The sequence below is a fragment of the Streptomyces sp. M-16 genome (assembly GCF_052114405.1).
GTDB lineage: Bacteria > Actinomycetota > Actinomycetes > Streptomycetales > Streptomycetaceae > Streptomyces.
In genome coordinates this window covers 117,542-135,858 of record NZ_JBFRER010000004.1, presented here as the reverse complement: position 1 = coordinate 135,858, position 18,317 = coordinate 117,542, and the positions used below count along the sequence as shown (strand labels likewise).

General features: G+C 72.9%; 11 protein-coding genes. 8 read left to right on the top strand and 3 right to left on the bottom strand.

The genetic code is table 11. The features are described 5' to 3' along the window. Nucleotides 1-3,879 carry an AAA family ATPase gene (locus tag AB4039_RS03290; RefSeq protein ID WP_442269921.1) on the top strand — a complete coding sequence of 1,293 codons (3,879 nt, stop codon included), beginning with the start codon at nucleotides 1-3 and terminating at the stop codon, nucleotides 3,877-3,879. 188 nt (nucleotides 3,880-4,067) lie between these two features. Further along, nucleotides 4,068-5,501, top strand: coding sequence for a sugar porter family MFS transporter (locus AB4039_RS03285; RefSeq protein WP_442269920.1), 1,434 nt, complete (start codon nucleotides 4,068-4,070; stop codon nucleotides 5,499-5,501). Nucleotides 5,502-5,546: 45 nt separating this feature from the next. Here AB4039_RS03285 and AB4039_RS03280 read toward each other — a convergent pair whose 3' ends face one another. Next, entirely contained in the window at nucleotides 5,547-6,533 is a 987-nt protein-coding gene (locus AB4039_RS03280) for an LLM class flavin-dependent oxidoreductase (RefSeq protein WP_442269919.1), read from the bottom strand. 63 nt (nucleotides 6,534-6,596) lie between these two features. Further along, on the bottom strand, nucleotides 6,597-8,048 hold the full coding sequence (locus tag AB4039_RS03275) for a cytosine permease (protein WP_266842582.1): 1,452 nt from the start codon (nucleotides 8,046-8,048) through the stop codon (nucleotides 6,597-6,599). 144 nt (nucleotides 8,049-8,192) lie between these two features. Between AB4039_RS03275 and ftsY the strand changes: the two genes are divergently transcribed. Further along, a complete protein-coding gene (gene ftsY, locus AB4039_RS03270; RefSeq protein ID WP_266842584.1) occupies nucleotides 8,193-9,410 on the top strand; it encodes a signal recognition particle-docking protein FtsY in 1,218 nt (405 codons plus the stop codon). 87 nt (nucleotides 9,411-9,497) lie between these two features. Here ftsY and AB4039_RS03265 read toward each other — a convergent pair whose 3' ends face one another. Continuing rightward, nucleotides 9,498-10,166: a bifunctional DNA primase/polymerase gene (locus AB4039_RS03265; protein WP_266842586.1), complete on the bottom strand. Its 669-nt coding sequence runs from the start codon at nucleotides 10,164-10,166 to the stop codon at nucleotides 9,498-9,500. 408 nt (nucleotides 10,167-10,574) lie between these two features. On the opposite strand from AB4039_RS03265, the gene nsdA reads away from it, so the two are divergent. The 5 genes from nsdA (at nucleotide 10,575) to ffh (ending at nucleotide 18,245) form a co-directional block, all read left to right on the top strand. Further along, nucleotides 10,575-12,071, top strand: a complete 1,497-nt coding sequence (gene nsdA, locus AB4039_RS03260) for a transcriptional repressor NsdA (RefSeq protein WP_266842588.1) — start codon at nucleotides 10,575-10,577, stop codon at nucleotides 12,069-12,071. A gap of 229 nt (nucleotides 12,072-12,300) precedes the next feature. After that, nucleotides 12,301-13,647, top strand: a complete 1,347-nt coding sequence (locus AB4039_RS03255; protein ID WP_266842590.1) for an ammonium transporter — start codon at nucleotides 12,301-12,303, stop codon at nucleotides 13,645-13,647. Beyond that, nucleotides 13,644-13,982, top strand: a complete 339-nt coding sequence (locus AB4039_RS03250) for a P-II family nitrogen regulator (RefSeq protein ID WP_030227390.1) — start codon at nucleotides 13,644-13,646, stop codon at nucleotides 13,980-13,982. Before AB4039_RS03255 ends, AB4039_RS03250 begins: the two co-directional genes overlap by 4 nt. Nucleotides 13,983-13,999: 17 nt before the next feature. Beyond that, complete coding sequence (locus AB4039_RS03245) at nucleotides 14,000-16,444, top strand: [protein-PII] uridylyltransferase (protein ID WP_266842591.1); 2,445 nt, start codon at nucleotides 14,000-14,002, stop codon at nucleotides 16,442-16,444. Between the two features lie 229 nt (nucleotides 16,445-16,673). After that, on the top strand, nucleotides 16,674-18,245 hold the full coding sequence (gene ffh / locus AB4039_RS03240; protein WP_266842592.1) for a signal recognition particle protein: 1,572 nt from the start codon (nucleotides 16,674-16,676) through the stop codon (nucleotides 18,243-18,245). Nucleotides 18,246-18,317 lie beyond the last annotated feature (72 nt).

The window sequence follows — 18,317 nt, the reverse complement described above, 5'->3', positions numbered from 1 at the left end:
GTGCACCTCAAGTCCCTGACCCTGCGTGGCTTCAAATCCTTTGCCTCCGCGACCACCCTGCGCTTCGAACCGGGCATCACCTGCGTGGTGGGACCGAACGGATCGGGCAAGTCCAACGTGGTGGACGCGCTGTCCTGGGTCATGGGGGAGCAGGGGGCCAAATCCCTGCGCGGCGGGAAGATGGAGGACGTCATCTTCGCCGGGACCACGGGCCGCCCCCCGCTCGGGCGGGCCGAGGTCTCCCTCACCATCGACAACTCCGACGGCGCGCTGCCGATCGAGTACGCCGAGGTCACCATCACGCGGATCATGTTCCGCGGCGGCAGCAGCGAGTACCAGATCAACGGGGACACCTGCCGGCTCCTCGACATCCAGGAGCTGCTCTCCGACTCCGGCATCGGCCGCGAGATGCACGTCATCGTCGGGCAGGGCCGGCTCGACTCCGTCCTGCACGCCGACCCGATGGGCCGGCGCGCCTTCATCGAGGAAGCCGCGGGCGTACTCAAGCATCGCAAGCGCAAGGAGAAGGCGCTGCGCAAACTCGACGCGATGCAGGCCAACCTCGCGCGGGTGCAGGACCTGACGGACGAACTGCGGCGCCAGCTCAAGCCCCTGGGCCGGCAGGCCGCGGTGGCCCGGCGGGCCGCCGTGATCCAGGCCGACCTGCGCGACGCACGGCTGCGGCTGCTCGCCGACGACCTGGTGGCCCTGCGCGGCGCCCTCGACGCGGAGATCGCCGACGAGGCCGCGCTCAAGGAGCGCAAGGAGTCCGCCGAACGGGACCTGGCCGGGGCGCTGCGGCAGGAGGCGGCCCTGGAGGAATCGGTACGCCGCCTCGCGCCCCGGCTTCAGCGGGCACAGCAGACCTGGCACGAGCTCTCGCAGCTGGCCGAGCGGGTGCGGGGGACCGAATCCCTGGCGGTGGCGCGGATCAGGAGCGCGTCGGCGCCGGTGGAGGACGAGCGGCGCGGCCGCGACCCCGAGGAACTGGAACGGGAGGCCACCCGGATCCGGGAGCAGGAGGCGGAGCTGACCGCCGCTCTGGAGGCCGCCGAGCGCGCGCTGGAGGACACCGCCGAGCACCGGGCCGGGCTGGAGCGGGCCCTCGCCGAGGAGGAACGGCGGCTGCGGGACGCGGCCCGGGCCATCGCCGACCGGCGGGAGGAACTGGCCCGGCTGAACGGGCGCCTGGGCGCGGCCCGCTCCCGGGCCGGAGCCGCCGAGGCCGAGATCGACCGGCTCGTGGCCGCCCGGGACGAGGCGCGGGTCCGGGCGGAGGCCGCCCGGGCGGAGTACGAGGCGCTGGCGGAGGAGGTCGGTGGGCTCGAAGACCCGGCGGTGGAGGCCGAGTACGACGCGGCCCGGACCGCGTTGACCGGGGCGCAGGCCGCGCTGGCCGCCGCCCGGGAGGCTCTGACCTCGGCGGAACGGTCCCGGGCCGCCGTGTCGGCGCGGCGGGAGGCGCTCGCGCTGGGGCTGCGGCGCAAGGACGGGACGGGGGCGCTGCTCGCGGCGCGCGAACGGCTGGCCGGACTGCTGGGGCCGGCCGCCGAGCGGGTGACGGTTGCTCCCGGGTACGAGGTCGCGGTGGCGGCGGCGCTCGGGGCCGCGGCCGACGCGGTGGCCGTGGCCTCCCCGGCGGCGGCGGCTCTGGCCATCCGCCACCTGCGGGCCGCCGACGGGGGCCGCGCCACGTTCCTGGTGGCACCGGCCCCGGGTCCGGGCCGGGCAGCGGCCGTCATCCCGGGTCCGGGGCGGGCCTGCGGCGGAGCGACCGCCGTTCCGGGCCAGGCCCTGGACGCAGCGGTCCAGGGTCAGGCCCTGGACGCAGCGGTCCAGGGTCAGGCCCTGGACGCAGTGGTCCCCGGCGAGGGCCTGGACGCAGCGGTCCCGGGCCAGGCCCCGGACGCAGCGGTCCCGGACCGCGCCCCCGCGCCGGGCGGCGGTACCGCCCTGCCCGTGCAGGACCGGGGTCCGTACGACGTCACCCACCCGGCCCCCTCCGCTGCCGTCGGCCATGGGACCGAGGCAGGGGCGAGGGAGCCGCACGTTCCGGTCCTGACCGCGGGCGGGCCCGCGTGGCGGGAGGCCGCCGCGCTGGTGGGCGGGGACGCCGAGGTGCGCCGGGCCGTGGCCTGGGTGCTGCGGGACCACGTCGTGGTCGGGACCCTGGAGGAGGCCGAAGCGGTGGTGGCCGGTCACCCCGGCCTGGTCGCGGTGACCGCCGACGGGGACGTCCTCGGGGCGCACCTCGCGCACGGCGGTTCCGCGGGCGCGCCCAGCCTGATCGAGGTGCAGGCCGCCGTCGACGAGGCGGCGGTGGAGCTGGAACGGCTGGACGGGGAGTGCCGGGAGCTGACCGGGGCCGAGGCGGACGCCCGGGCCCGCCGCGACGCGGCAGCCGCCCTCGCCGAGGAGCTCGCCGAGCGGCGCCGCGCCGGGGAGCAGGCCCGTGCCGGGGTCGCGCAGCAGCTCGGGCGGCTGGCCGGTCAGGCGAAGGGGGCCCTCGGCGAAGCCGAACGCAGCGCCCTGGCCGCGGCCAAGGCCGAGGAGGCGCTGGAACGGGCCCGGGTGGAGGTGGCGGAGTGCGCGGAGCGGCTCGCGGCGGTGGAGGAGATGCCCGTGGAGCGGGAACCCGACACCTCGGCGCGGGACCGGCTCGCGGCCGACGGGGCGAACGCCCGGCAGACCGAGATGGAGGCCCGCCTGCACCTGCGTACCCACGAGGAGCGGGTCAAGGCGCTGGCCGGGCGCGCGGACGGGCTGGACCGCGCGGCCCGTGCGGAACGCGAGGCCCGGACCCGAGCCGAGCGGCGCCGGCAGCGGCTGCGCCACGAGGCCGAGGTGGGCCGGGCCGTCGCCGAGGGCGCGCGGCAGCTGCTGGCCCACCTGGCGGTGTCCATCGGCCGCGCGGACCGGGAGCGCACGGCGGCCGAGGAGGCCAAGGGGCTGCGCGAGCGGGAGCTCGGCGAGGCTCGCGGCCGGGGCCGTGACCTGAAGGCCGAGCTCGACAAGCTCACCGACTCCGTGCACCGGGGAGAGGTGCTGGGCGCCGAGAAGCGGCTGCGGATCGAGCAGCTGGAGACCCGGGCGCTGGAGGAGCTGGGCGTGGAGCCGGCCGCTCTGGTTACGGAGTACGGGCCGGACCAGCCGGTTCCGCCGTCCCCGCCGGCCGAGGGCGAGGTCCTTCCGGAGGATCCGCAGGACCCCCGCAACCGTCCCGGTCCGTTCGTCCGGGCGCAGCAGGAGAAGCGCCTGAAGGCGGCTGAGCGCGCCTACCAGCAGCTCGGCAAGGTCAACCCGCTCGCGCTGGAGGAGTTCGCGGCGCTGGAGGAGCGGCACCAGTTCCTCAGCGAGCAGCTCGACGACCTGCGCAAGACGCGGGCCGATCTCCTTCAAGTGGTGAAGGAGGTGGACCGGCGGGTGGAGCAGGTCTTCACCGAGGCCTACCACGACACCGCCCGCGAGTTCGAGGGCGTGTTCTCGCGGCTGTTCCCCGGCGGCGAGGGCCGGCTCGTGCTCACCGACCCGGACGACATGCTGGCGACCGGCGTGGACGTCGAGGCCCGCCCGCCGGGCAAGAAGGTCAAGCGGCTGTCACTGCTGTCGGGCGGCGAGCGCTCGCTGACGGCCGTGGCGCTGCTGGTCTCCATCTTCAAGGCGCGGCCCAGCCCGTTCTACGTGATGGACGAGGTCGAGGCGGCTCTGGACGACACCAACCTCCAGCGGCTGATCCGGATCATGGTGGAGCTCCAGGAGAGCTCGCAGCTGATCGTCATCACGCACCAGAAGCGGACGATGGAGGTCGCGGACGCGCTCTACGGCGTCTCGATGCAGGGCGACGGCGTCTCGAAGGTGATCAGTCAGCGGCTGCGCTGAACCCCCCTTCAATCTTCAAGAAGTGAAGTCAATGGTCTGACAGGCCGCTTAACCCAACCTTCACACCAACTATTGACTTCAGGAAATGAACGCATAGGCTCGCTCCGCTGTCTCCCGCTCTTCGGGTGGTGCCCGATCTTGACCTGTGCGCCACTAGGAGAACGGACGAAACCCCCACGGAGCACACCTTGACCAGCAGCACAGCGAAGACACCGGCGCCCGGCGGGCAGAGCCCCTCGCACCCCGAGCACCTCGGGCACGTCATCTTCATCACCGCGGCCGCGGCCATGGGCGGATTCCTCTTCGGATACGACAGCTCCGTCATCAACGGCGCGGTCGAGGCGATCCGGGACCGCTTCGACGTCGGGTCCGCCGTCCTCGCCCAGGTGATCGCGGCAGCGCTGATCGGCTGCGCCTTCGGCGCGGCCACGGCCGGCCGCATCGCCGACCGGATCGGCCGCATCCGCTGCATGCAGATCGCCTCGGTCCTCTTCACCGCGAGCGCCATCGGTTCCGCCCTGCCGTTCGCCCTCTGGGACCTCGCCATGTGGCGCATCATCGGCGGCTTCGGCATCGGCATGGCCTCGGTCATCGGCCCCGCCTACATCGCCGAGGTCTCGCCCCCCGCCTACCGCGGCCGGCTCGCCTCCTTCCAGCAGGCCGCGATCGTCATCGGCATCGCCGTCTCGCAGCTGGTCAACTGGGGCATCCTCAACCTCGCCGACGGCGACCAGCGCGGCGAGATCGGCGGCCTGGAAGCCTGGCAGTGGATGCTCGGCGTCATGGTGGTCCCGGCCGTCCTCTACGGCCTGCTGTCCTTCGCGATCCCCGAGTCCCCGCGCTTCCTCGTCTCGGTCGGCCGCATGGAGAAGGCCAAGACGGTGCTGCGCGAGGTGGAGGGCGACAAGATCGACGCCGACGCCCGGGTCCGCGAGATCGACAGCGCCATCCACTCGGAGCACAAGCCGAGGTTCACGGACCTGCTCGGCGGCCGCTTCGGCTTCCTGCCGATCGTCTGGATCGGCATCGGCCTGTCGGTCTTCCAGCAGCTCGTCGGCATCAACGTGATCTTCTACTACAGCTCGTCGCTGTGGCAGTCGGTCGGCATCGACCCGAGCTCCTCGTTCCTGTACTCCTTCGAGACCTCCGTCGTGAACATCATCGGTACGGTGATCGCGATGCTGCTGGTCGACCGCATCGGCCGCAAGCCGCTGGCCCTCATCGGCTCCGCCGGCATGGCGATCTCCCTCGGGTGCGCCGCCTGGGCCTTCTCCTACAAGGACACCAGCGGCGGCCAGATCGCCCTGCCGCACACCCAGGGGCTGGTCGCCCTCATCGCGGCCAACTGCTTCGTCCTCTTCTTCGCCCTGTCCTGGGGCGTGGTCGTCTGGGTGCTGCTCGGCGAGATGTTCCCGGGCCGCATCCGCGCCGCGGCCCTCGGCGTGGCCGCGTCCGCACAGTGGATCGCCAACTGGGTGATCACGGTGTCGTTCCCGAGCCTCTCGGACTGGAACCTGTCCGGCGCCTACCTGATCTACACGTTCTTCGCCCTGCTCTCGATCCCCTTCATCCTCAAGTGGGTGCCGGAGACCAAGGGCAAGGCGTTGGAGGAGATGGGGTAACCATCCCCCGCCACCACCCCTCTCCTCCACGGGCGCTGCCCCGGCTCAGCCCTTGAGCCGGGGCAGTACCCGTTCGCACAGCAGCCGCAGGCTGCGCCTGCCCTCGTCCAGCGGCATCCCCCCGCACAGCGGGTGCAGCACCAGGTTCCCCGCCTCGCCCGCGCCCCTCGCGTACGCCACCGCCTCGTCCGGGGTCAGGACCCGGTACACGCCCTCCGCGCGCAGCTCCTCAACCGAGCGCGCGCCCGACCTGACCGCGCTGCGGATGTCCTTGGACTGCCAGGAGGCGTACGTGGCCGCCTCGTGCAGGAAGTGCTGCCCGTACTCCGCCCAGACCCGGTCCGGGTCCTCGGCGACGTGCAGCAGCGGGGTCTCGGCGGCGGGCATCATGCAGAACCCCTCCGTGCCGTACTCCGCCAGCCGGGCCCGGTAGTACTCCTCCAGCTCCGGCAGGTGCGCGCTGGGGAAGAACGGCAGCCCGAGCCGGGCCGCGCGCCGGGCCGCGGCCTCGGAACTGCCCCCGACCAGCAGCAGCGGGTGCGGCCGGGTGAAGGGGCGCGGGGTCACCCGTACGGTCCGGCCGCGGAAGGTGAACGGCTCGCCGGTCCAGGCCTTCAGCAGGGTCTCCAGCAGCTCGTCCTGGAGCCGGCCGCGCCGGCCCCACTCCACGCCGTGCTGCTCGTACTCCTCGGGCCGGTACCCGATGCCCGCCACCGTCACCAGCCGGCCGCCGCTGAGCAGGTCCAGTACGGCGATGTCCTCGGCGACCTTGAGCGGGTCGTGGAGCGGGCCGATGATCGCCGACACCGTGACCGCGATCCGGCGGGTGGCGCCGAACACGGCGCCCGCGAAGGCGAAGGGGGAGGGCAGCCAGTTGTTGGCGGTGCCGTGGTGCTCCTCGGTCTGGACGGTGTCGATACCGAGGTCGTCCGCGTACCTCGCCATCTCCAGGGCGGCCCGGTAACGGGCCGAGAGGGTCTCGGGGGTGCCGTGCGGGTCCACGAGATTGAACCGGACCACGGTGATGGGCATGGAAGAGTCCCCCTTCGCGGGAGGTGGGTGGGCGGGCGAAGGGGGACGGTAGCTGACGCAGCGTCAGTTGGACAGGGATCCGACGGGCGCGGACTCCTCGGCGGCGGCCCGCGCGGCCGGGGCCGGGGTGCGGGGCAAGGCCGCGTAGAGCAGGCCGGAGGTCAGGATGCCGGTCACCCAGCCGAGGCCGTTCTCCCCGATCCAGGTGGAGGCGAGCGGCCCGCTGAACCAGTCCACCCTGGTGAACAGCAGCCCGGCCACCAGGGCCGCGCCCCAGGCCGTCATGGCCTGCCAGGCGAAGCCGCCCCTGTACCAGTAGGCGCTGCTCGGCGTGGTGTCCAGCAGTGCCGGCCCGTCGTAGGAGGTGCGGCGCAGCATGTCCACGCCGAACACGCCGATCCAGGCGGAGAAGGCCACGGCCAGCAGGGTCAGGAAGGAGATGAACGAGCCGAAGAAGCCGGTCGCGACCACCATCAGCAGGAAGCCGAAGACCAGGCTGATGACGGCGTTGACGCTGACCGCGGCGGCGCGCGGGACCCTGATGCCCAGGGTCTGCGCGGTGAAGCCGGCGGAGTACATGGACATCGAGTTGATCAGCAGCATGCCGACGAGGGCGATGAGCAGGTACGGGACCGCGATCCAGGTCGGCAGCAGCTCGCCGATGAAGGAGACCGGGTCCTGGGCGCCCGCCAGGTCCGGGGTGCCGACGGCCATCACCGCGCCCATCAGCACCATCGGCAGCACGACCACCCCCGCGCCGCCGATCGTCGCGCCGACCAGCCCCTTGGAGGAGGCTTCGCGGGGCAGGTAGCGGGTGAAGTCGGGGCCCGAGGGGACCCAGCTGATGCCGCCGGCCGCGATGGTGCCGATGCCCGCGACCATCATCGTCGTGGAGCCGGCCGGCTTGGCGAAGACGGCGGCCCAGTCGGTGGTGAAGAGCAGGTAGCCCAGGACCAGCACGCTGAACGCGCCGAAGAGGTACGTCGACCACTTCGAGCAGACGCGCAGGGCGTTGATGCCGAGCCCCGAGACCACGAAGGTGCAGCCCACGAAGAAGAGCAGGGTGACCACGATCAGCGGGGTGTTGGCCCTGACGCCGAAGAGCAGGTCGAGGACGGTCAGGACGGCGTAGGCGCCGCTGACGGCGTTGATGGTCTCCCAGCCCCACCGGGCCACCCAGATCAGGGCGCCGGGGAAGAGGTTGCCGCGCTGGCCGAAGACGGCCCGCGAGAGCGCCATGCCGGGGGCCCCGCCGCGCTTCCCGGCGATGGATATCAAGCCGACCATGCCGTACGAGACGACGGGCGCGGCGACCGCGACGACCAGCACCTGCCAGATGTTGAGCTTGTTGAAGATCACCAGGCCCGCGCCCATGGTGAGCAGCAGCACGCTGATGTTGGCGGCGACCCAGGTGGGGAAGAGCTCGCGGACCCGGCCGCCGCGTTCTGCGTCGGGTACGGGTTCCAGGCCCCGGCTCTCGACTGCGCCGTCGACGGCGTTCTCTTCGGCAGGCACGCGGTACTCCCTGGGGGCGGGGCATGGGGCAAGTCGTTCATCATCATGGATCTGCCGTTAAAACCACAAATGACGGCTTTCGGTCCGGTGGGAACGTCCAAGGTCCGGGGACCGGGGCGACCCGTGGCCGATACTGGGGGGGTTATGGAAATCCTGATCCTTGCTGTAGTCATCGCCCTGGTCGCGGTCGGTGTGATCAGCGGGCTCGTGGTCAGCAGCCGCAAGAAGAAGCAGCTGCCCCCCACGGCGCCGCAGAGCACGCCGACCATCACTGCCCCGCCTGCCGAACCGCAGGTGGGGGAGGACGCCGTAGAGACGGCGGAAGAACCGCGCCGCACCATCGAGGAGGTCGGGCTCCCGACGGCGGAGGCCGAGGCTCCGGTCGAGGAGCCGGCGGCGGAGCCCGAGGCTCCGGCCGCACCCGAGATCGAGGTGCCCGAGCCCACCGCCGGCCGCCTGGTCCGGCTGCGCGCACGGCTCGCCCGTTCCCAGAACTCGCTCGGCAAGGGGCTGCTCACGCTGCTCTCGCGCGAGCACCTCGACGAGGACACCTGGGAGGAGATCGAGGAGACCCTCCTCATCGCCGACGTCGGCGTCGCGCCGACCCAGGAGCTGGTGGACCGGCTCCGGGAGCGGGTCAAGGTGCTCGGCACCCGTACCCCCGCCGATCTGCGCGCGCTGCTGAAGGAGGAGCTGCTGACCCTGGTCGGCACGGACTTCGACCGCGCAGTGAAGACCGAGAGCGGCGTGGACACCCCCGCCGTCGTCATGGTCGTCGGTGTCAACGGCACCGGCAAGACCACCACCACCGGCAAGCTGGCCCGCGTGCTCGTCGCCGACGGCCGCAGCGTGGTGCTCGGCGCAGCCGACACCTTCCGCGCCGCCGCCGCCGACCAGCTGCAGACCTGGGGCGAGCGGGTCGGGGCGCGCACCGTGCGCGGCCCCGAGGGCGGCGACCCCGCCTCCATCGCCTACGACGCGGTCAAGGAGGGCATCGCCGAGGGCGCGGACGTGGTCCTCATCGACACCGCCGGCCGCCTGCACACCAAGACCGGTCTCATGGACGAGCTCGGCAAGGTCAAGCGCGTCGTCGAGAAGCACGGCCCGCTGGACGAGGTCCTGCTGGTCCTCGACGCCACCACCGGCCAGAACGGTCTGACCCAGGCGCGCGTCTTCGCCGAGGTCGTGGACATCACCGGCATCGTCCTGACCAAGCTGGACGGCACCGCCAAGGGCGGCATCGTCGTCGCCGTCCAGCGGGCGCTGGGCGTCCCGGTCAAGCTCGTCGGCCTCGGCGAGGGCCCGGACGACCTGGCCCCCTTCGAGCCGGAAGCCTTCGTGGACGCCCTGATCGGCGACTGAGGACCGGCCCCGGGCCCGGCCCCGTCACGCGTACCAGTGCCCCCGCATCCGCGCCGGATGCGGGGGCGCCGGTGTCCGAGGGGGGCCTCAGCGCCGGAAGCGGTGGCAGGTGTAGGCCAGGGTCCCCAGCAGCAGACGGGCCTGCGGCGGACCGCCCGCGCAGTCCAGCGCGGGCCGGCGCAGCCAGCCGGCCGGGCCCAGGCCCGCGTGGTCGCTGGGCGGGGCGGTCAGGAAGGAGCCGCGGCCCAGGGCGCGCAGGTCCAGATCGGCGTCGTCCCAGCCCATCCGGTACAGCAGCTGCGGCAGCTCGGCGGCGGCGCCCGGGGCGACGAAGAACTGCGCGCGGCCGTCCGGGGTCACCGTGACGGGCCCCAGCGGAAGGCCCATGCGTTCCATCCGGACCAGTGCCCGCCGCCCGGCCTCGGCCGAGACCTCGATCAGGTCGAAGGCGCGGCCCACGGGCAGCAGGATCGCCGCCCCGGGGTACTCGCCCCAGATCTCGGTGACCTCGTCCAGGGTGGCGCCCCCGGGGACGGTGGGAGCGAAGTCCAGGGGATGCGCCCCCGGAGCGACGCAGTTCGCATGACCGCAGGAGCAGTCCCGGGCCGGAGCCGCGGCGCGGGCGCCGGGGACGGCGTCCCACCCCCACAGTCCCGTGTACTCCGCCACGGTCGTGCACTCCGAGGTCCGGCCGCGGCGCCGGACGCCGGAACGGAACTCCTTGGTGCCGCGGCTGCCGCCGATCGTGAAGCCCATGCCCATGCCCCCTCCAACGGGTCGGACGCGCCGGTGGTTACGACGTCGGCGGGACCGGTCGGCCGGGCGGGTGCGGTACGCCTTCCACCGGGGCCGCCCGGCGCACTCCTCGCCGCGCGCGCCCCCTGCGCACTCCCGTCCAACCGTTCTGTTTCGCCGTGGTGTCAAGTGAATCGCGCCTGGCCGGTGGGGAGTTCATTCGAAGGGGTGGCGAATGGTGGCGTTTCCGGAGTCGACCTCGCGGCAGGGGTGATCGTAGGATTACTTTCGGTGCACGAACCCGGAAGGCGAGCCCAGTCGTGGGTATGCCGGAGGCAAACTGTGGAGGACCTGTGAAGGTCCCAGGCGGCGCCGCCCGCCCCGGCCAGGGTTTGTGCTGAAGAAAGCGATGCGGATGGGGGCGTTCCAGTGAGCGGCAGCGGCGCAAGCGGAACGAGTGGCGATGCCGCCGAGGACAGGAACGTCCAGCTGACCTCGTGGTTCGTCCGCAGCGGCTGGTCCAAGGGCGAACTCGCCCGCCAGGTGAACCGCCGCGCCCGGCAGATGGGCGCCCACCACATCAGCACCGACACCTCCCGGGTGCGCCGCTGGCTCGACGGCGAACAGCCCCGCGAGCCCGTGCCCCGCATCCTCTCCGAGCTGTTCTCCGAGCGGTTCGGCTCCGTCGTCGCCATCGAGCAGCTGGGCCTGCGCACCGCCCACCAGACCCCCTCCGTCTCCGGTGTCGACCTGCCCTGGGCGGGCCCGCAGACCGTGGAACTGCTCAGCGAGTTCTCCCGCAGCGACCTCATGCTGGCCCGCCGGGGCTTCCTCGGGACCTCGCTCGCCCTCTCCGCCGGCCCCGCCCTCATCGAGCCCATGCAGCGCTGGCTCGTCCCCTCCCCGGCCGCCGACCCCGGCGTGCGCGCCGACGGCGGGACCGCGGGCCGCGGCCCCGGGCAGCGGCCGCCCCGGCTGACCGAACCGGAACTCGGCCTCCTCGAAGCCACCACCGTGATGTTCCGCCAGTGGGACGCCCAGTGCGGTGGCGGACTGCGCCGCAAGGCCGTGGTCGGGCAGCTCCACGAGGTCACCGACCTGCTCCAGGAGAACCACCCGGCCCCGGTCATGAAGCGGCTCTTCAAGGTGGCTGCCGAACTCTCCGAACTCGCCGGCTGGATGAGCTACGACATCGGCCTGCACCCGACCGCCCAGAAGTACTTCGTCCTCGCGCTGCACGCCGCGAAGGAGGGCGGCGACAAGCCGCTCGGCTCGTACATCCTCTCCAGCATGAGCCGCCAGATGATCCACCTGGGCCGCCCCGAGGACGCGCTGGAGCTCGTCCACCTCGCCCAGTACGGCAGCCGCGACTGCGCCGGGCCGCGCACCCAGGCGATGCTGTATGCGATGGAGGCCCGCGCCTACGCCAACATGGGCCAGCCGAGCCGCTGCAAGCGGGCCGTGCGGATGGCCGAGGACGCCTTCTCCGACGTCGGCTTCGACGGCGAGCCCGAGCCCGACTGGATCCGCTTCTTCTCCGAGGCCGAGCTCAACGGCGAGAACTCCCACTCCTTCCGGGACCTGGCCTACGTCGCCGGACGCAGTCCCACCTACGCTTCCCTCGCCGAACCGGTCATGGCGCGGGCCGTCGAGCTGTTCTCCAAGGACGACGAACACCAGCGCTCGTACGCCCTGAACCTCATCGGCATGGCCACCGTCCACCTGCTCCAGAAGGAACCCGAGCAGGCCACCGTCCTCGTGGACCGCGCCCTCGACGTGGCGCGAAAGGTGCGCTCCGAACGGGTGAACACCCGGCTCCGCAAGACCGTGGACAGCGCCGCCCGTGAATACGGCGACGTCGCCGAGGTGGTCCGGCTCACCGACCTGCTCGCGTCCCGGCTTCCCGAGGCCGCCGAGGCGGTCTAGCCCTCCCCACCGATCCAGGACCCTTCGAGTTCTGTTCATTGACGCGTAACACGCCCGACCTCTTCGTCATCGGGGCGAAACACCCAGCGGCGCCGCCGGAAACCGGCCTGCGCGAATCTCAGGGCCAATAACCGGCCAGTCCCCAGGCCAGCCCCCCGGCCTACGCCTTGCGCCGCTCAGGTTTTCACGCTCGCCCGCACGCGAACGTACCGACGACGAGGAGACGCCGATGGCATCAGCCATCACGACCCTCGCGGCAGACGCCCCGACGCTCTCTGCCGCGAACACCGGGTTCATGCTCATCTGCTCCGCCCTGGTCATGCTGATGACCCCGGGGCTCGCCTTCTTCTACGGAGGCATGGTCCGCGTCAAGAGCAGCCTCAACATGCTGATGATGAGCTTCATCAGCCTCGGGATCGTCACGATCCTGTGGGTCCTCTTCGGCTTCAGCCTCGCCTTCGGCACCGACTCCGGCTCGCTCATCGGCTGGAACTCCGACTACGTCGGCCTCAGCGGCATCGGCATCACCGAGCTGTGGGACGGCTACACCATCCCGGTCTACGTCTTCGCCGTCTTCCAGCTGATGTTCGCCGTCATCACCCCGGCCCTGATCAGCGGCGCCCTCGCCGACCGCGTGAAGTTCAGCGCCTGGGTGCTGTTCTCCGCCCTGTGGGTCACCGTCGTCTACTTCCCCGTCGCCCACTGGGTCTGGGGCGCCGGCGGCTGGCTCTTCGAGCTCGGCGTCATCGACTTCGCGGGCGGCACCGCCGTCCACATCAACGCCGGCGCCGCGGCCCTCGGCGTCATCCTGGTCATCGGCAAGCGCGTCGGCTTCAAGCGGGACCCGATGCGCCCCCACAGCCTTCCCCTCGTGATGCTCGGCGCCGGCCTGCTGTGGTTCGGCTGGTTCGGCTTCAACGCCGGATCCTGGCTCGGCAACGACGACGGCGTCGGCGCGGTCATGTTCGTCAACACCCAGGTCGCCACCGCCGCCGCGATGCTCGCCTGGCTCGGCTACGAGAAGCTGCGCCACGGCTCCTTCACCACCCTCGGCGCCGCCTCCGGCGCGGTCGCCGGCCTCGTCGCCATCACCCCCTCCGGCGGTTCCTGCTCCCCGCTCGGCGCCATCGCCATCGGCGCCATCGCCGGTGTGCTGTGCGCCATGGCCGTGGGCCTGAAGTACCGGTTCGGCTACGACGACTCCCTCGACGTCGTCGGCGTCCACCTCGTCGGCGGCATCGCGGGCTCCCTCCTGGTCGGCCTCTTCGCGACCGGCGGGGTCCAGTCCGACGCGGCCGGGCTCTTCTACGGCGGGGGCCTGGCCCAGCTCGGCAAGCAGGCCGTCGGCGTCTTCTCCGTCCTCGCCTACTCCCTCGTCGTCTCCGCCGTCCTGGCCTTCCTCCTCGACAAGACCATCGGGATGCGGGTATCCGAGGACGTGGAGGTCTCGGGCATCGACCAGAGCGAGCACGCCGAGACCGCCTACGACTTCAGCGGGGCCGGCGGCGGGATCTCCTCCCGCGCCGCCGCGTCCCCCGCCCCCGTTGCCGCAGCGAGCAAGAAGGTCGACGCATGAAGCTGATCACCGCGATCGTCAAGCCCTACAAGCTGGACGAGATCAAGGAAGCCCTCCAGGCCTTCGGGGTCCAGGGGCTCACCGTCTCCGAGGCCAGCGGCTACGGCCGCCAGCGCGGCCACACCGAGGTCTACCGGGGCGCCGAGTACACCGTGGACCTCGTACCGAAGATCCGCATCGAGGTGCTCGTCGACGACGTGGATGCCGAGGACGTGATCGACGTCGTCGTACGGGCGGCCCGCACCGACAAGATCGGCGACGGAAAGGTGTGGAGCGTCCCCGTGGACTCGGTCGTACGGGTCCGCACCGGCGAGCGCGGCGCTGACGCGCTCTAGGTGACGGGAGCTCCTGGGTGACGAGCGTCGAAGAGACCACCGACGGCACCGGCGACGACCGCCCGGACGGCTCGGGACCCAGCGGGTACGCCGCGGCCCGGCTGCGACTCCTCCAGGAGGAGTCGCGGTCCGGGCCCTCGCGGCGTTCCGCGCTGTCCGCGCTGTCCGACCACTGGCTGTCCGCGCTGTTCGCGGCGGCCGCGCGGGAGACCGGCGTACGGGGCGCCGCCCTCGTCGCCGTCGGCGGCTACGGCCGGGCGGAACTCTCCCCGCGCAGCGATCTCGACCTGCTGCTGCTGCACGACGGCAAGGCGGAACCCCGGGCGCTCGGTGCGCTCGCCGATCGCCTCTGGTACCCCGTGTGGGACCTCGGCCTGGCCCTGGACCACTCGGTGCGCACCCCGGGCGAGGCCCGGAAGACCGCCGCCGAGGACCTCAAGGCCCACCTCGGCCTGCTGGACGCACGGCTCGTCGCCGGGGACGCCGGGCTGCTCGCGGGGCTGCGCACCTCGGTCCTGGCCGACTGGCGCAACCAGGCCGTCAAACGGCTCCCGCAGCTGCACGACCTGTGCCGGGAACGCGCCGAGCGGGCCGGGGAGCTGCGCTTCCTGCTGGAACCCGACCTGAAGGAGGCCCGCGGCGGACTGCGCGACGTCACCGCCCTGCGGGCCGTCGCCGCGTCCTGGCTGGCCGACGCCCCGCGCGAGGGACTGGCCGACGCCCGGCGGCGGCTGCTCGACGCCCGGGACGCGCTGCACCTGGTCACCGGCCGGGCCACCGACCGGCTCTCCCTCCAGGAGCAGCCCCAGGTCGCCGCCCGGCTGGGGCTGCTCGACGCCGACGCCCTGCTCCGCGAGGTGTACGAGGCCGCCCGGGTGATCTCGTACGCGGGCGACGTCACCTGGCGCGAGGTCGGCCGGGTGCTGCGGGCCCGGACCGCCCGGCCCCGGCTGCGCGGACTCCTCGGCACCCGTGGCGCGCCCGCCGCCGAACGGGCACCGCTGGCCGAGGGCGTCGTGGAGTCCGACGGGGAGGCCGTGCTGGCCCTGGCCGCCCGGCCCGAGCGGGACCCCGTCCTGCCCCTGCGCTTCGGTGCGGCAGCCGCCCAGGCGGGCCTGCCCGTCTCGCTGCACGCCGTACGCCGCCTCGCGGACCGGGCCCGGCCGCTGCCCGTGCCCTGGCCGGCGGAGGCCCGGGAACAGCTGCTCACCCTGCTGGGTGCCGGGGAGCCCACGGTGGCCGTCTGGGAGGCGCTGGAGGCCGAGGGGCTGATCACCCGGCTGCTCCCCGACTGGGAGCGGGTGCGCTGCCGGCCCCAGCGCAATCCCGTGCACACCTGGACGGTGGACCGGCACCTGATCGAGACGGCCGTGCGGGCCTCGGCGCTGACCCGCCGGGTGAGCCGGCCCGACCTGCTGCTGATGGCGGCCCTGCTGCACGACATCGGCAAGGGCTGGCCGGGGGACCACTCGGTGGCCGGCGAGACCATCGCCCGCGACATGGCCGCCCGGGTGGGCTTCGACCCCGAGGACGTCGCCGTGCTCGGCACCCTCGTGCGCCATCACCTGCTGCTGGTCGACACCGCGACCCGGCGCGACCTCGACGACCCCGCCACCGTGAGGGCCGTGGCGGCGGCCGTCGGCTCGACGGGCACGCTGGAGATCCTGCACGCCCTCACCGAGGCCGACGCGCTCGCGACGGGCCCCGCCGCCTGGAGCACCTGGCGGGGCTCCCTCGTGGCCGACCTCGTGGCCCGGGTCGCCGCCGTCCTCAGCGGCTCCCCGCCCGACGCCTCCGAGCTGGACATCCCGACCACCGAACAGGAACGCCTGGCGGTGGAGGCCCTGCGCACCGGGGAGCCGGTGCTCGCGCTGCACGCGCGCCGGGAGGAGGACGAAGCCGTCGGGGTCGAGCTCGTCGTCGCCGTCCCCGACCAGCCGGGGGTGCTCCCGGCGGCGGCCGGGGTCCTGGCGCTGCACCGGCTGACCGTGCGGGCGGCCGAGCTGCGCTTCCTGGAGCTGCCGGACCGGCTGGGGGAGGCCCTGGTGCTGCGCTGGCGGGTGGCCGCCGAGTACGGGGCCCTGCCGGAGGCCGCCCGGCTGCGGACCGACCTGGTCCGGGCGCTGGACGGCTCACTGGACGTCCCGGCGCGGCTGGCCGACCGCGAGGCGGCGTACCCGAGGCGGCGCGGGGTGGTCCCGCCGCCGCCCCGGGTCACCGTCGTCCCCGGCGTCTCCTCGCTGGCCACCGTGCTGGAGGTGCGGGCGCCCGACGCGGTGGGGCTGCTGCACCGCATCGGGCACGCCCTGGAGTCCCTCGGGGTCCGGGTGCGCAGCGCCCACGTCTCGACGCTGGGCGCCAACGCGGTGGACACCCTGTACGTGGTCGACACCGACGGCAAGCCCCTGTCCCGAGCGGACGCCGCGGCCCTGGCCGCCGCGGTGGAGACGGCCCTGTCCTAGGTCCCTGTCCCGGGCCGGTCCCGGGCCCTGTCCGGGTCCCGTCCCGGGCCCTGTCCCGGCTCCCGGCCCGGGTCCCGTCGGGCTTCCCGGGGGTCCGCCCCCGCTCCGCCCCCGGGGAGCCGGAGCGGGGGCGGGCAGGGGATTGCCTCCCGCAGGGCCGGACAGGCGGCGTGGCCCGATACCCTGGGGGACGACCACCACGCCCCCGACCCGAGGAATCGCGACCACCGTGTTCGATACGCTTTCCGACCGCCTCAGCGCGACCTTCAAGTCCCTCCGGGGCAAAGGCCGCCTCTCCGAGCAGGACATCGACGCTGCGGCGCGGGAAATCCGTATCGCCCTCCTCGAGGCCGACGTCGCGCTTCCCGTCGTCCGCTCCTTCATCGCGAACGTCAAGGAGAGGGCCCGTGGCGAGGAGGTCAGCAAGGCGCTGAACCCCGGCCAGCAGGTCCTCAAGATCGTCAATGACGAGCTGGTCTCCATCCTCGGCGGCGAGACCCGCCGGCTGCGCTTCGCCAAGACCGCGCCCACCGTGATCATGCTGGCCGGTCTCCAGGGTGCCGGTAAGACCACCCTCGCCGGAAAGCTCGGCCTCTGGCTCAAGGGGCAGGGCCACACCCCGCTCCTCGTCGCGTGCGACCTCCAGCGCCCCAACGCCGTCAACCAGCTCTCCGTGGTCGCCGAGCGCGCCGGTGTCGCGGTCTACGCGCCCCAGCCCGGCAACGGCGTCGGAGACCCGGTCCAGGTGGCCAAGGACTCCGTCGAGTACGCCCGCACCAAGCAGCACGACATCGTCATCGTCGACACCGCCGGCCGCCTCGGCATCGACCAGGAGCTGATGCAGCAGGCCGCGGACATCCGCGACGCCGTCAGCCCCGACGAGATCCTCTTCGTCGTCGACGCCATGATCGGCCAGGACGCGGTCAACACCGCGGAGGCCTTCCGCGACGGCGTCGGCTTCGACGGCGTGGTGCTCTCCAAGCTCGACGGCGACGCCCGCGGCGGCGCCGCGCTCTCCATCGCGCACGTCACCGGCAAGCAGATCATGTTCGCCTCGAACGGCGAGAAGCTCGACGAGTTCGACGCCTTCCACCCCGACCGCATGGCGGGCCGGATCCTCGACATGGGTGACATGCTCACCCTCATCGAGCAGGCCGAGAAGACCTTCTCGCAGGCCGAGGCCGAGAAGATGGCGGCCAAGCTCGCCAAGGGCCCCAAGGAGTTCACGCTCGACGACTTCCTGGCCCAGATGGAGCAGGTCCGCAAGATGGGCTCCATCTCCAAGCTCCTCGGCATGCTGCCGGGCATGGGGCAGATCAAGGACCAGATCAACAACATCGACGAGCGCGACGTGGACCGCACCGCCGCGATCATCAAGTCGATGACCCCGGCCGAGCGCCAGGACCCGCACATCATCAACGGATCGCGCCGCGCCCGCATCGCCAAGGGTTCCGGCGTCGAGGTCAGCGCCGTCAAGAACCTCGTCGAGCGGTTCTTCGACGCCCGCAAGATGATGTCCCGCATGGCCCAGGGCGGCGGCATGCCGGGCATGCCCGGCATCCCCGGGATGGGCGGCGGCCCCGGCCGGCAGAAGAAGCAGGTCAAGCAGGCCAAGGGCAAGCGCAAGAGCGGCAACCCGATGAAGCGCAAGGAAGAGGAGGCCGCGGCCGCGGCCCGGCGCGAGCAGGGTCCGCAGGCGATCGAGCCCGCCGCCGCCGGCAACCCGTTCGGGCTTCCCGCGGGCGGCCAGGGCGGCCAGGACTTCGACCTGCCGGACGAGTTCAAGAAGTTCATGAAGTAGGACCGGGCAGGCGTACCCGGTACGCGAAGAGGGCCCCGGCCGTGCACGCACGGCCGGGGCCCTCCCGTTTCC

What these genes read in the sequence shown, in the direction of transcription:
- AB4039_RS03280 (WP_442269919.1), bottom strand. Translation starts at nt 6,533, where the DNA reads ATGCCCATCACCGTGGTCCGGTTCAATCTCGTGGACCCGCACGGCACC.
- ftsY (WP_266842584.1), top strand. Translation starts at nt 8,193, where the DNA reads ATGGAAATCCTGATCCTTGCTGTAGTCATCGCCCTGGTCGCGGTCGGT.
- AB4039_RS03265 (WP_266842586.1), bottom strand. Translation starts at nt 10,166, where the DNA reads ATGGGCTTCACGATCGGCGGCAGCCGCGGCACCAAGGAGTTCCGTTCC.
- AB4039_RS03255 (WP_266842590.1), top strand. Translation starts at nt 12,301, where the DNA reads ATGGCATCAGCCATCACGACCCTCGCGGCAGACGCCCCGACGCTCTCT.
- AB4039_RS03250 (WP_030227390.1), top strand. Translation starts at nt 13,644, where the DNA reads ATGAAGCTGATCACCGCGATCGTCAAGCCCTACAAGCTGGACGAGATC.